Origin of the sequence: Leclercia sp. S52 (assembly GCF_039727615.1) — a bacterium.
Lineage (GTDB): Bacteria > Pseudomonadota > Gammaproteobacteria > Enterobacterales > Enterobacteriaceae > Enterobacter > Enterobacter adecarboxylatus_B.
The window spans coordinates 3707043-3722071 of the sequence record NZ_CP152474.1 but is presented as its reverse complement, the minus strand read 5'-3'; the positions used below and the strand labels follow the sequence as shown (position 1 = coordinate 3722071).

The following is a 15029-nucleotide window of genomic DNA, read 5'->3' as shown; positions in this document are numbered from 1 at the left end:
ATTAGCGCTATTGGGCGATGATGTGTTGTTGGTTAACCAGTTCCTCGTAGGTTGTCTGAACGTTATCCAATGTAACCAGTGTAGTATTGGTGTAAATATTTGCCGCTCCGTCCCGGTCGACGGAGATCACGGTATTGCCATTGCTGTTGGTGACGTGCAGATAGTTGCCCAGCGTGGCGTTGTCCCCGTTCCAGCCCACCAGCAGATCGCTGATATCGATCTTGTCTCCCTGCGCCAGGGAGAAGTTGGTCCAGTGGTCGTTACTGCCGTTGCCCGCCGTGCCGTTACCCGCCGTGTTGTTCAGCACTTCGTAGATCAGCGTGTCGCCATAGGCGCTACCGGTGAAGGTATCGCTATGCTCGGAGCTGACGAACTTCGGTGCCATGTTGATGGTCAGGGTGGCGGTATCGGTGGTGCCGTTGTCGCCGGTCAGTTTGTAGGTAAAGGTCTCCTTCGTGGTCATGGACGCCAGCGAGACGCCGCTGTTCAGGGTGTAGCTGTAGTGGCCATCCACGCCGATGGTCAGCACGCCGTAATGCCCCTGAATGTTGGCGGTGGCATTGGCGGTGGTGTACGGATCCAGGGTAGTGACGGTCCCGGTATAGCTGGTGATGCTCAGACGGCTGTCCACCGAATGAAGCTGATCCAGCACGCCGCCCGAATCCGTGCCGTCAAAGATATTGCCGGTGACGGTGTGGCCCGCGGTGGTGAGCTCATTGTTAAGGAACACGGTAGTACCGGTGACGTACGGCGTGATGGAGATCGCGCCTAACCCCAGAGGGCCCATCGCCCCGGTAAAGCTCAGAGTGTAGGTGCCAGCGTCCAGATCCAGACCCGTGACGTTGATGGTGGCTACCCCGCCCAACAGCAGACCGCCATTGAAGGAGCCCGTTCTGGTGACGCCTGGCCCGGTTATGGTCCAGTTCACGTTCAGGCCGCCCAGCGACAGCAGTGAGGCGACGTTGAAGTGGAGCACGACGTCATGCAGGGCCGTGTTGGCCCCCACCACAAATGTCCCGCTGCCTGAACCTGAGGTGTAGGCCAGCAGGGCGGCGTTCCAGGTGGCGTTACCCACCGTATCATCGCGATAGGCCGCCACAGGGTGCGTCGCATCCACGCTCAGCTCGCGGCTGACGTCATTGACCGCATCCAGTGCCACCGGCGTTGGGGTGATGTTCAGCGAGGCGGTGTCCTTATCGCCATTCGGTGCCGTGACGGTATAGACGAAGGTGTCCGGCGTGCTGATGTGGTCGGCCCCCACCCCGGCCCGCAGGGTGTAGGTGTACTTCCCGTCGGCGTCGATCAGCAGCGTGCCGTACTGCCCCTCAATGCGCGTGGTGCCGGTGGCGTTCACGTCGACCCCGTTCACCTGGGTGACGTGCGTGCCGGCCGGCACGATGTCACTCTGCAGCACATCGCCGGTGGTGGCGGCGGTGGTGCTGGTGACGGCATAGACATGATCTTCCAGAACGTTGATCTGGTAGCCGGTCAGGGCGGTGATCCCCGACACGGTGTTCATCAGGAAGATATAGTCCCCCGCCGGCAGGGTCAGGGTCAGCGGTGCCGAGGTGCCGCCCAGCAGCGGCGCGCGCAGCCAGCCAGCCTCGGTGCGCATCCGCTCATAGCTCTGGGTCGCCGGGTTGAACTTGTAGATATAGAGGTCAAACACCGACGCCAGGGCTACCCCGCCGACAGAACCCTGAATCGTCATGGTGCGGGTGGTGCCTTCCGCCACGCTGTACTTCATGGTCTCGCTGCGATCGTCCAGCAGGTTGAGGTTCAGCACGTTACCCAGATTGACGCCCACCACGGTATAGCCGCTCTGGCTCGATGGGCCGTAGTCGATGGCCTGCACCTGGGTGTTGAAGGTCAGCGAGGCGGTATCGTCCACTGCCGTCACGCTGTTTCTCACCGTGTTCTCACCGAGGGTGATGATCAGTCGGGCGTCGTCCGTGGCCCCTTTCCCGGCGATGTTATAGGTGAAGGTGTCGGTCCGGCCCAGCACCGAGGCGCTGGTGTTGGTCAGGGTGTAGGTGTAGCTCCCGTCGGCGTGCAGGGTCAGGGTGCCGTACAGCCCGTTGATGGTGGTGCCCGCCGCCCCCGACGCCACGTTAACGGTGAGGCCGCTGGCGTTGGTTACGCTGGTGACCACCGTGCCGTTCGGCGCGCTGTCGCTGCCGCTCACCGGATCGCTGTCGGTGATGACGTTGCCGTTTTGCACCAGCGTGCCCGTCAGGGTGCCCGCGGTGGTCTGGGTGACGTCCACATCAAGACTGGTGTACGACCCGGTGGCCAGCAGGTTGGAGTTGTAGCTCAGGACGCGATACTGCCCACCCGGCAGGCCGGTCAGGTTCAGGGTCACGCCGCTGGCCCCGAGGGTCAACAGGTTAGCGAACTGCGGCAGGCCGGTATCCACTTCGGTAGTCCAGGTGGTGCCGTTCCAGCGTTGAACAATGATCTCCAGAGTGTTGAGCAGGGAGAGCACGATACCGGTGGCGCTGGCGTTGATCTCCATATCCGCGCTGCCGCCGGTCGGTACGGTGAAGGTCACCTGGGCGGAGTTTTCCCCCAGCAGCGACAGCACGTTGCCGACGCCACCCACCAGCTGGACGCCGTAGTCGCTGTACTGGGCGGTGCTGACGGTGGCGTTGGTGGTCAGCGCCAGGCCGACCACGTTGTCACTGGCTGACAGCGGCAGGTTTGGCGCAATCACCGTCCCGGTGGCGGAGGTGTTACCCGCCGCATCGGTGGCCGAGAGGGTGATCCGCTCGCCTTCAGACTGCTTGTCGAGGAAGGTGTAGCTCCAGGTTCCCTGCGGCGTCGCAGTGGTGGTGACCACACTGTTATCGCTCAGCAGCAGGGTGATGGTGCTGCCCGCTTCGGCGGTGCCGCTCAGGACGCTGCCGTCGGCGTTGAAGGTTCCCTGCGGCGTGCCCGGGGCGACGGTATCCACCACAATCGAGCTCAGCGGCGTGACCGCGCTGGTGCCGACCGCATTGCCTGCGGTGGCGGTAAAGGCGTGCGGGCCATTCCCCAGCGGCACGGTTGGCGTGTATGTCCAGACCCCCGCGCTGTTGGTGGTCACCGTGGCTAACAGCACGTTGTTGTCATACAGGGTGATGGTGGAAGAAGGCTGCGCGGTCCCGGTCAGGGTCGGGGTGGTGTCGTCCGTGCTCTGCCCGTTCAGCAGGTTGCCGATGATGCTGCCCGCGTTGTCGTTGACGCTGGTGATGACCGGTGGGTTCGGCACCAGCGAGTACGGCATCCGCAGATCCACCGCCAGACCTGCGTTTCCGGCCCGGTCGGTGGCAAAGACGTGCAGCAGCTCGGCGTTAACCTGCGGCGTGGAGAGCGCAATGCTGAACTTCCCGGTGGCGTCAGCGACGCCGGTGCCCAGCACCGTCACGTTGTCGGTGCCGAGAATGGTCACGGTGCTGCCCGCCTCGGCGGTGCCATTGACCTGGCCGCCGCTGTTGAGGACGGTGAAGCCGCCCGGCGCCCCCGGTGCGACGGTATCCACGGTGATCGAGGTAATCGGTGATGCCGCGCTGAGGTTGCCCGCCGCATCGGTCGCGGTGGCGGTGAAGTTATGCACCCCGTCAGTCAGCGTGGTGGTGGTCTGCGTCAGAGTCCACTGACCCTGGGCGTTGGCCGTCACCTGGCCCACCAGGGTGGTGCCGTCGTAGATGCGCACCACGGCACCTGCTTCGGCGGTGCCGTTGAGGGTCGGACGGGTGTCGTTGGTCGGATTGCCGTTAAGCACCGGACCCTGGATCGAGCCGACGTCATCCACCACCGAGGTGATGACAGGCGCGCCCGGGGCGGTGGCATCGAGGTTCAGGGTAAAGCCCGCGGTCGGCAGGCTGTCGTTGCCCACCGCGTCGGTGGCGGTCACCGTCAGACTGTGCAGACCGTCGGCCAGCGGCGTGGTCGGGGTGAAGCTCCAGGCGCTGTTGGCGTCGGCCACCACGCTGCCCAGCAGCACATCGCCGTCGTAAACTTTCACCGTCGAGCCCGCTTCCGCCGTACCGTTAAGGGTCGGTCTGGCGTCGTTGGTCAGCTGGCCGCTGGTGAGCGACACCACCGTGCCAACGTCATCCACCACCGAGACCAGCACCGGCACCGCTGGCGGCAGGGTATCCACCGTCAGGCTGAAGGTGGCGGACGCATCGCTGCTGTTGCCAGCCGCATCCGTCGCTACCGCCGTGAAGTTGTGCTGGGCGTTGGTCAGCGGCGTGGTCAGCGCAATCGTCCAGTTGCCGCTGTCGTCGGCGGTGGCGGTGCCCAGCAGGGTGGTGCCTTCAAAGAGCTGCACCCGGGCATTCGGTTCGCTGGTGCCGGTGAGCACCGGCAGGGTGTCATCGGTGCGCTGACCGCTGGTCAGGGCACCCGTGACGCTGCCGACGTCGTCCTGGGCCAGGGTGATGACCGGGGCGAGCGGTTTGAGGGTATCGACCACCACCGTGAAGCCCGTCGAGACTTCGCTGAGGTTGCCTGCCGCGTCGGTGGCGCTGGCGGTAAAGGTGTGGCTGCCGTTGCCGAGCTCGGTGCCCGGGGTGAAGGTCCAGTCGCCTGCGGCGCTGGCCTGCACGGTGCCGAGGGAGACGCCGTTGTCATAGACGGTAACCGTGGCGTTAGCCGCAGCTCTGCCCGACAGGGTTGGGGTGGTGTCGTCGGTCACCTGGCCGGAGACGGTGAGCGGGGTCTGGATGGTACCCACGTTGTCGGCGGCGGAGACGATGGTCGGTGCCGCCGGTGCGAGGGTATCCACCGTCAGGGTAAAGGCCCCGCTGGCAGGACCGGTATTGCCGGCGAGATCGGTGGCGGTCAGGGTTACGCTGCGCAACCCGTCCTCAAGGAGGGTGTCAGGCGTAAAGCTCCAGCTGCCCGAGGCGTTGAACAGCGCGGAGCCGATCTCCTGTCCGTCGACGATGATGTGGATGGTGGCACCCACTTCGCCGGTGCCGTTAAAGGTTGGCCGGTTGTCGTTGGTCACACCGCCGTTGTTCACCGTGCCGGTAAGGGTCCCGACGTCATCCACCACGCTGCTGAGAACCGGTGCCAGCGGGGCGGTGGTGTCGACGTTCAGCGAGAAGGCCGGCGAAGTACCTGAGACGTTACCCGCTGCATCGGTGGCGCTGACGCGCAACTCGTGCGGACCCTGGGCCAGATCGCTGGTCGGGGTAAAGCTCCAGCCCCCCGGTGCCGTTGACCAGCGCGGTGCCGATCTCGATCCCGTTATCCAGGATATGCACGGTGCTGCCCGCCACGCCGGTGCCGGTCAGTTCCGGACGCGCGTCGTTGGTGAGCTGGCCGCTGACCAGCAGGCCGGTGTTGCCTGCCACGTCGTCGTTAACGCTGACCAGCACCGGGGTAGCCGGTGGCGTCATGTCGACGGTCAGGGTGTACGCCCCGGAGGCCGGGCTGACGTTGCCGGCGGTGTCGGTGGCGATGGCGGTAAAGCTGTGTTCGCCCTCTGCCAGTACCACCGTTGGGGTGAAGCTCCAGATCCCGCTGGCGTTGGCCACCACGGTGCCGAGCAGTTTCGTGCCTTCATAGATGGCGACGCTGCTGCCCGCTTCCGCGCTGCCTGACAGGGTCGGGGTGTTGTCGTTGGTGACGCCGCCGCTGACCACATTGCCGGTCACCGGGCCCACGTCATCGTTAGCCCCGGTAATCACCGGTGCCGCGGAGACGGTATCCACCACCAGCGAGAACGGTGCTGAAGGCAGGCTTTCGTTGCCGGCCGGATCGGTGGCGGTAAGGAGCAGGGTATAAGTACCGTCGCCCAGCGCCTGTGGCAGGGTAAAGGTCCAGGCTCCGGTGGCGCTGACCGGGACGCTGCCCAGCAGGGTATCGCCGGACCAGATGTTAATCACATCCCCCGGCGTCGCCGTGCCGTTGAGGGTTGGCTGGTTATCGTCGGTCGGCCTGCCGCTGACCACGGCCCCGGTGACGGTGCCGACATCATCCACCAGGGTGCCAAAGGCTGGCGCGGCCGGTGGGGTGAGATCGATATTGACCGTCGCCCCCGGCGACTGGCCGCTGGTCTGGCCGTTGACGGTGGCGGTGACGCTGAAGCTGTGGCTGCCTTCCCCGAGGGTGGTGACCGGGAACGACCAGGCCCCGGAGGTGGCGTCGGCGGTAACGGTGCCCAGCGCCGTGGTGCTGCCGTCCTGGTAAATGGTCACCAGGCTGCCCGGGATCGCCGTCCCGGTCAGGGTTGGGGTGGCGTCGTTGGAGCTTAGCCCTTTAACGTTGACGCTGCCGCCGGTGCCGTTGTCATCAAGAATGGCGTCGATAGTCGGGACGTCCGGCAGCGCAGGCGTGGCCGGAACGTTGTAGCTCGAAGGATCGCTGAGGTTGCCCGCCACGTCGCTGGCGGTCAGGCTGAGGGTCACCGCATCGCTTTGCGGCGGGGTCAGGGCTACGGAGAACTGCCCCTGGGCGTTGGTGACGCCGGTGCCCAGCACCACGTTGTCCGAGCCACGTACTGTCACGGTGGAGCCCGCCTCGGCGGTGCCGGTCAGCGGCGTACCGCCGGAGACAATGCCGGTCACCACTGGTGCCCCCGGTGCCTGGGTGTCAACGATCAGGTTCACCGGGCTCCCTTCGCTGATGTTGCCCGCCGCATCGCTCGCCACCAGGGTGAAGGTGTGCGGGCTATCGGACAGCGGCGTGCCGCTGGCGACGGGCAGCGTCCACTGCCCCTGGGCGTTGGTCTGCACCTGGCCGAGAGATTGACCATCCACAAAGACGGTAATGGTGCTCAGCGGCTCACCGGTACCGCTCAGGGTCGGCGTGCTGCTGTTGGCGTAAAGCGCGCCGTTGGCGAGGGTACTGTCAGAGATCGCCAGCAGCTGCGGGATTGCCGGCGGCACGATGTCGATGGTGAAGGCAAAAGCACTGCCCGCATTGCTGACGTTCCCGGCCGCATCCATCGCCGCCACGGTCAGGGTGGTCGCGCCATCCTTCAACACCGGCGTGGTGATGGTCCAGCTGCCGTCGCTGACCAGGCCGCGTCCCACCTCAATGCCATTGCTGTAGAGGATCACCGTGGTGCCGTTCTCCCCGGTGCCGGTGACGGTCGGGGTAGTATCGTTGCTGCTGCTGCCCGCCGTGATGGTGCCGGTGACCGGCCCGACGTTGTCCGCCACGCTGGTGATGACCGGGATGTCAGGCACAATGCTGTCGACGGTCACGGTCATGGTGTCCGACACCACCGAGACGTTGCCCGCCGGGTCGGTGGCGGTGAGGGTGAAGCTGTGATCCCCCTCGGCCAGCGGCGTGTCGGAACGCCACGTCCAGTTGCCGTTGATGTCGACCACCACTTCACCCACCTTGACGGAGCCGGTGCCGTTAGCGGTCTGGTCATAGATGCTGATGGTGTCATCCGGCGTACCGGTACCGCTCAGCACCGGACGGGTATCGTTGGTGGCACCGTTGTTGCCCACCGGGCCGGTAATGTCGCTGACGTTATCGGTGACCACCGGCAGCGCCGGTGCGTCCGGGGCCTCGGTATCGATGGTGATGGTCACCGGATTTGACGGCGCACTCTCGTTGCCCGCGCCGTCACTGCTGGTCACGGTCAGGCTGAGGTTATAAGTGCCGCTCGGCAGCGCCTCAGGCGGCGTCCAGGTCCAGATCCCACCCGCCGGGATGGTGGTTTCGCCGATTTTGGTGGTGCCGTCGTAGATGGAAACGATATCGCCTTCCGTGCCGGTGCCGCTCAGGGTTGGGGTGGTATCGCGGGTGCTGCCCCCGCCGGTGATGGCGGTCTCGCCACTGCCGTCAGGGTTGACGGTGATGTCCGGGATGTCCGGCGTGGCCGGCGCCACGGTATCCACCACCAGATTAAAGGTGCCGGAGGTGGCGGTGTTGCCCGCCGCATCGCTGACCGTTGCGGTCAGGGCGTGGTTGCCGTTACCCAGCGGAGTGGTCAGCTGCACGCTCCAGTCCCCCGCCGCATTGGTGGTGGCAGTGCCGAGCAGGGTGGTGCCTTCATAGAGGCTGATCTGCGCGTTGGCCGGGCCGGTCCCGCGGATCAACGGCAGGGTTTCGTCGGTTGGCTGGTCGCTGACCACGTCGCCCGTGACGTTGCCGGTGCTGTCCACCGCCAGGGTGATGGTCGGGGCGGCTGGCGGCACGGTGTCGATGGTGATGTTAAAGGGCTCAGACGGTTCGCCGGTGTTCCCGGCGGCATCGGTCGCCACCACGGTAATCACGCGTGGCCCCTCGTTGAGCGCGTCCTCCGGGGTGAAGGTCCATTCGCCCCCAGCGCCCACTTTGGTGGTTCCTACCTCCACGCCATCCACCCGAATGCTGAGGGTGGCCCCCGCTTCCCCGGTGCCGTTCAGGGTTGGGCGGGTGTCGTTGGTCGGGCTGTTGTTGGCAATCACTACCGCGCTGCCGGAGGTGTCGTTGACCGCCGAGGTGATCGCCGGGGCATCCGGGGCGGTGGCATCCACCACGATGCTCCAGCTGTTGGAGGCGGCGCTGTTGTTGCCCGCGGCGTCGACGGACTGCGCCGTCAGGACGTGGCCGCCGTCAGGCAGGGCGGCGGTGAGCTGGATCTCCCAGTTTCCGCCCGCGCTGGTCTGGGTGGTGCCGATAAGCGTCGTGCCGCTGTAGATCTCAATGGTGGTGTTGGCAGGCCCGGTGCCGCGGAGCAGCGGCGTGGAATCGTTGGTGGTCTGCCCGTCGGTGACGGTGCCGGTGATATCAGACACGTTATCCACCACGTCGGTAATGGCCGGAACGGCCGGTGGCGTGGTGTCCGGGGCGACGATCTGGCCTTCCGCGCCGGTGTTCCCGGCTCTGTCGGTGGCGGTCACCGTCAGCAGTTCGCCGTTTGCTTTCGCCGTGGTGAGGGTGATGGAGAAGCTGCCGTTGTTGTTGACCACCCCGGTGCCGATCACTGCGTTGCCATCGCGCACGGTGATGGTGCTGCCCGCTTCGCCACGCCCGGTAAGGGTATTACCGTTGTTCAGGATGGTGAAGCTGTCCGGTGCTCCCGGGGCGAGAGTGTCGACGGTAATGGAGGTCACCGGCGACGCCGCGCTGAGGTTGCCCGCCGCATCGGTGGCGGTGGCGGTGAAATTATGCACCCCGTCGTTAAGCGGGTTGATGGTCTGGGTCAGGGTCCACTGGCCCTGGGCGTTAGCGAGAGTCTCGCCCACCAGCGTGGTGCCGTCGTAAATACGCACGATGGCGTTGGCTTCGGCGGTGCCGTTCAGCGTTGGACGGGTGTCGTTGGTCGGGTTGCCGCTGAGCACCGGACCCTGCACCGATCCGACGTCATCCACCACCGAGGTGATGGTCGGGGCGACCGGGGCGGTGGCGTCGACGTTAATGACAAACCCGGCGGTCGGCGGGCTGACGTTGCCCGCCGCGTCGGTGGTGGTGACCGTCAGGGTATGTGCCCCGTCGGCCAGCGGGCTGAGCGGGGTGAAGCTCCAGGCGTTGTTCGCCCCGACGGTGGCAGTACCCAGCAGGGTGGTGCCGTCGTACACGTTCACCGTGGTGCCCGCTTCCGCCGTGCCGCTGAGGGTTGGTCTGGCGTCGTTGGTCAGTTGGCCGTTAGTGAGGGCCACCGTCTCGCCGACATCATCCGTGACCGAAGCCAGCACCGGCGCAACGGGCACCTGGGTATCTACCGTCAGGGTGAAGGTCGCGGACGGATCGCTGGCGTTGCCTGCGGCATCGATCGCCACCGCGGTGAAGCGGTGCTGGCTATCGCTGAGCTGCGTGTTTATCTCGATTGACCAGTTCCCGCTGCCATCCGCGACGCCTTCGCCGCGCAGGGTGGTGCCTTCAAAAATCTGTACCCGGGCGTTCGGTTCGCTGGTGCCGGTGAGCACCGGCTGCTGGTCGTTGGTGGTACGGCCGCTGGTGAGCGGGCCGGTGACCGGGCCGACGTCGTCAATCGCCAGGGCGATGGTTGGCGGGGTCGGTTTCAGGGTATCGACAATCAGCGTGAAGCCCGGCGAGGTTTCGCTGAGGTTGCCTGCCGCATCCCGGGCGCTGGTGGTGAAGGTGTGGCTGCCGTTGCCGAGCGCCGTGGTCGGGGTCCAGCTCCAGTCGCCGGTTTCGGTGGCCTGCACGGTGCCGACGAGAGCCCCGTTGTCATAAATAGTGACCGTAGCGTTGGCTTCGGCCCTGCCGGTTAACCCTGGCGTGGTGTCATCGGTGACCTGGCCGGAGGCGGTGATCGGATTCTGGATGGTGCCCACGTTATCGGCAGCCGCAACGATGGTTGGCGCCGCCGGTGCCAGGGTATCGACCGTCAGGATAAACGGATCGCTGGCAGGGCCGGTGTTCCCGGCGGTGTCGGTGGCGGTAAAGCGGATGCTGCGGGTACCTTCATCCAGCGCCGTCTCCGGGGTGAAGGTCCAGCTGCCCGCGGCGTTAACTACCGCGGTGCCGATCTCCAGCTCGTCGATAATGATGTGGATGGTGGCACCCACTTCGCCGCTGCCCGTAAAGGTTGGGCGGGCGTCGTTGGTGACATCGCCGCTGTCCAGCGTGCCGGTCACGGTGCCGACATCATCCACCGCGGTGAGCAGAACCGGTGCCAGCGGGGCGGTGATGTCGATGTTGAGTGAGAACGCGGGCGAGGTGCCGGAGACGTTGCCCGCGGCATCGGTGGCGCTGACGCGCAGCTCGTGTGGTCCGGAGGCCAGATCGCTGGTCGGGGTAAAGCTCCAGCTGCCGCTGGCGCCCACCAGCGCGGTGCCGATCTCGATTCCGTTATCCAGGATGTGGACGGTGCTGCCCGCCACGCCGGTGCCGGTCAGTTCCGGACGCACATCGTTGGTGACCTGCCCGTTGGTCAACAGGCCGGTATTGCCCGCCACGTCGTCGTTGACGCTGGCGATGGTCGGCGTGGCCGGTGGGGTCAAGTCGACCGTCAGGATATACGCCCCGGAGATCGGGGTGACGTTGCCCGCGCTGTCGGTGGCGACGGCGGTAAAGACGTGCTGACCTTCCGCCAGCACGCTGGTCGGGGTGAAGCTCCAGGCCCCGGTGTTGCTGGCGGTGACGGTGCCAATCAGCTTAATGCCGTCGTAGATGGCGACGCTGCTGTTGGCTTCTGCGGTACCCGTCAGGGTTGGGGCGTTGTCGTTGGTGCTGCCGCCGTTGGCGACGTTGCCGGTGACCGGCCCGACGTCATCGTTAGCCCCGGTGATGACCACTTCGCCCGCGGTGGTATCCACCACCAGAGAGAACGGTGCCGAGCGCGGGCTTTCGTTCCCGGCCGGATCGGTGGCGCTGAGGGTCAGGGCGTAAGTGCCGTCATCCAGCGGGTCGGTCAGGGTGATGCTCCAGGCTCCGGTGTTGCCCACCGTGGCGGTGCCGATCAGGGTATCGTCCGCGTACAGGCTGATCACATCCCCCGGCGTGGCCGTCCCGTTGAAGGTCGGCAGATCGTCGTTGGTCGCTCTGCCGCTCGTCACCGCGCCGGTCTGCGGGCCGACGTCGTCCACCACGCTGCCAAAGGCCGGGGCGGACGGCGGGGTGAGATCGATATTGACCGTGGCTTCAGGCGACTGGCCGCTGGCCACGCCGTCGACGGTGGCGGTGACGCTGAAGCTGTGGCTGCCTTCCCCGAGGGTGGCAACCGGGAACGTCCAGGCCCCGGTGGTGGCGTCGGCGGTGGCAGTGCCCAGCGCCGTGGTGCTGCCGTCCAGATAAATCGTGACCAGGCTGCCGGGGATCGCCGTGCCGGTGAGGGTTGGGGTGGCATCGTTGGAGCTGCTGCCTTTGACGTTGATGCTGCCGTCGGTGCCGTTATCATCCAGGATGGCGACGATGACCGGCACGTCCGGCAGCTGTGGCGTCGGCAGGACGTTAAAGCTGGCCGGATCGCTGACGTTGCCCGCCGGATCGCTCGCCACCACGCTCAGGGTGGCTTCGTTGTACTGCGGTGGGGTCAGGGCTACCGAGAACTGCCCCTCGGCGTTGGCGACCCCGGTGCCGAGCACCACGCCGCCCGTGCCGGTGACCGTAATGGTGGCACCCGCCTCGGCGGTGCCGGTCAGCGGCGTACCGCCGGAGACGACCTCTGTCACCACCGGAATAGCCGGTGCGTCAGTGTCGATCACCAGGGTGACCGGGCTGCCTTCGCTGATATTGCCCGCCGCGTCGCTCGCCACCAGGGTGATGGTGTGGGTGTCATCCTGCAGTTCGGTGCCAGCCGGCAGTGGGAAGGTCCACTGTCCCTGCTCGTTGACCTGCGCCTGGCCGAGCGGATTGCCGTCAACCGAGACGGTGATAGTGCTCAACGGCTCGCCGGTGCCGCTCAGGGTCGGGGTGCTGCTGTTGGCGTAGAGCGTGCCGTTGACGAAGGTGCTGTCAGAGATCTCCAGCAGCTGCGGGTTGCCCGGCGGCACGATGTCGATGGTGAAGGCAAAGTCGCTTCCCGCGCTGCTGGCGTTCCCGGCGGCATCCAGCGCCGCCACGGTCAGGGTGGTCGGGCCATCCTTCAGCGCGCTGGCGGTGATGGTCCAGCTGCCGTTGCTCACCAGACCGCGGCCCACCTCAACGCCGTTGCTGTAGAGGATCACCGTGGTGCCGTTTTCGCCGGTGCCGGTGACGGTTGGAGTGGTGTCGTTGGTGCTGCTGCCCGCCGCGAGGGTGTCATTGACGCTGGCGATCGTCGGGATCTCCGGCACGAGGCTGTCGACGGTCACTGTGATGGTGTCCGACACCGCCGAGGCGTTGCCCGCCGGGTCGGTGGCGATAACGGTAAAGCCGTGCGTCCCCTCTGCCAGCGGCTCATCGGCGCGCCATGTCCAGTTGCCGTTGATGTCGACCACCACTTCGCCCACCAGCACGTTGCCGGTCTCAGTCTGGTCGTAGATGCTAATTACGTCATCCGGCGTACCGGTGCCGCTCAGCACCGGACGGGTGTCGTTGGTGGCGCCGTTGTTGCCCACCGGGCCGGTAATTTCGCTGACGTTATCGGTGACCACCGGCGCGTCAGGTTGCGCCGGTGCTTCGGTATCAATGGTGATGGACACCGGCTGGCACGGGGCGCTCTCGTTGCCCGCGCCGTCTTTGTTGGTCACGGTCAGGCTGAGATCGTAGGTGCCATTGGGCAGCCCAGCAGGCGGGGTCCAGCTCCAGTTGCCCCCCTGCCGGAATAGTGGTTTCGCCGATTTTGGTGGTGCCGTCGTAGATGGTGACGATATCGCCTGCCGTACCGGTGCCGCTCAGGGTCGGGGTAGTGTCACGGGTGCTGCCACCGGAGGTCAGGGTCTCTTCACCGCCGCCCTCAGGATTGACGGTGATCGCCGGAATGTCCGGGGTGCCCGGGGCCAGGGTATCCACCACCAGGTTAAAGCTGCCGGAGGTGGCGGTGTTGCCTACCGCATCGCTGACTGACGCAGTGAGAACGTGGGTGCCGTTAACCAGCGGGGTGGCAAGCTGCAGGCTCCAGACGCCATCCCCATTGCTGGTGGTGGTGCCGAGCAGGGTGGTGACTTCATAGATGCTGATGAGCGAGTTTGCCGGGCCGTTGCCGTGGATCACCGGCCGGGTTTCATCGGTCGGCGTGTTGCTGGTCACATCCCCCTGAATACCGCCGGTATTGTCTTCGACGCGGGTAATAACCGGGACGGTGGGGGCCTGGGTATCGATGGTCAGGGTGAAGGTGCCGGAAGCGGGGCTGCTGTTACCGGCGGCATCTGTCGCCACCGTGGTGATGGCATGCTGCCCATCCAGCAGGGCGGTGGTGGGGGTAAAGCTCCACTCCCCGCCGCTGCCGACCTGGGCGGTGCCCACCTCGACGCCATCGACGCGGATGCTGATGGTCGAACCGACTTCGCCAGTGCCGTACAGGGTCGGACGGTTGTCGTTGGTGGTGCCGTTGTTGTCGATGGCCACGGCGGTCTCAGGCAGATCGTTGATCACCTGGGAAATCGCCGGAGTGGCCGGTGGCGTGGCATCGATGATGATGGTCCAGCTGCCGGAGGATTCGCTGCGGTTGTCGTAGCGGTCAACGGCCTGTGCGGTCAGAACATAGCCACCGTCGTCAATCAGCAGCAGCTCGGTAGACCAGTTGCCGTCCGCGTCCACTTCGGCAAAGCCAACCTGATCCGTGCCGCTGTAGATGTAGATGGTCGACCCCGGTTCACCGGTGCCGCTGATTACCGGCTGGGTGTCATTGGTGATCTGCCCGTCGCGGATCACGCCGGTGATGCCCTCCACGTCATCCACCACGCTGGTGATGACCGGGGCCTGCGGCGGCGTCACGTCCGGGGCGGTTACGCTGCCCTCCGGCCCGGTGTTACCCGCTGCGTCGGTGGCGGTGACCGCCAGATCCTGGCCGTTCAGGCGTGGGGTGGAGAGGATAATTTCGAAGCTGCCATCAGTGCCGGCAACGCCTCTCCCGATAACGTCTTCGCCATCGCGAATGGTGACGGTGCTGCCCGCTTCTGCCTTACCGGTGACGACGGAGCCTTCAGGATTGATCGCCAGATCGGTCGGCGCGTCAGGCGGGGTGACATAGCCCACCACGGCGCTGATTGGCTGGCTCTGGTTTCCGGCGGCATCGGAGGCCACCACGCTGATGGTATCCCCTTCGGTTTGCGCCTCGTTGAGGGGAACCCGGTAGTCGCCGTTGGCATCGGTCTGGCCGGTGCCAATCACCTTCCCGTTACTGTCGGTGATGGTAATCGTGCTGTTTGGCTCGGCGCTGCCGGTGACCTCGGTGCCGCCCGGGATCAGGCTGATGGTCGGCTGGTCCGGCGGCGTGCGGTCAATGGTGAACGCAAACGGGGCGGACGGATCGCTGGTGTTGCCCGTCAGGTCGGTCTCCGTCAGGGTGATGGAATGCGCGCCGTCGGCAAGCGGCGTGTCTGGCGTAAAGCTCCATTTGCCGTCCGTGCCCACCGTGGTCTGGCCCACGGCCTGACCGTTGTCGTAGATCGTGATGGTGCTGCCGGGTTCACCGGTGCCGTTCAGGGCAGGGCGGTTGGCATCGGTGGTCTGCCCGGCGACAAGTACGCCCTGCACCGTCCCGGTGG

The 15029-nt window shown here is 66.0% G+C and carries 3 protein-coding genes; all 3 read right to left on the bottom strand.

What is annotated here, in order from left to right:
* Window positions 1–7: 7 nt before the first annotated feature.
* From AAHB66_RS17710 to AAHB66_RS17700, 3 genes are read right to left on the bottom strand one after another with little or no spacing between them, the layout of a single operon-like run.
* Complete coding sequence (locus AAHB66_RS17710; protein ID WP_347113838.1) at window positions 8–5149, bottom strand: BapA/Bap/LapF family large adhesin; 5142 nt, start codon at window positions 5147–5149, stop codon at window positions 8–10.
* Window positions 5118–13070 (bottom strand): Ig-like domain-containing protein, encoded by a 7953-nt coding sequence (locus tag AAHB66_RS17705; RefSeq protein WP_347113837.1) that lies wholly within the window; start codon window positions 13068–13070, stop codon window positions 5118–5120. Before AAHB66_RS17705 ends, AAHB66_RS17710 begins: the two co-directional genes overlap by 32 nt.
* Window positions 13006–15018 (bottom strand): Ig-like domain-containing protein, encoded by a 2013-nt coding sequence (locus AAHB66_RS17700; protein WP_347116516.1) that lies wholly within the window; start codon window positions 15016–15018, stop codon window positions 13006–13008. The genes AAHB66_RS17705 and AAHB66_RS17700 overlap by 65 nt, the downstream gene beginning before the upstream one ends.
* Between the last annotated feature and the right edge of the window lie 11 nt (window positions 15019–15029).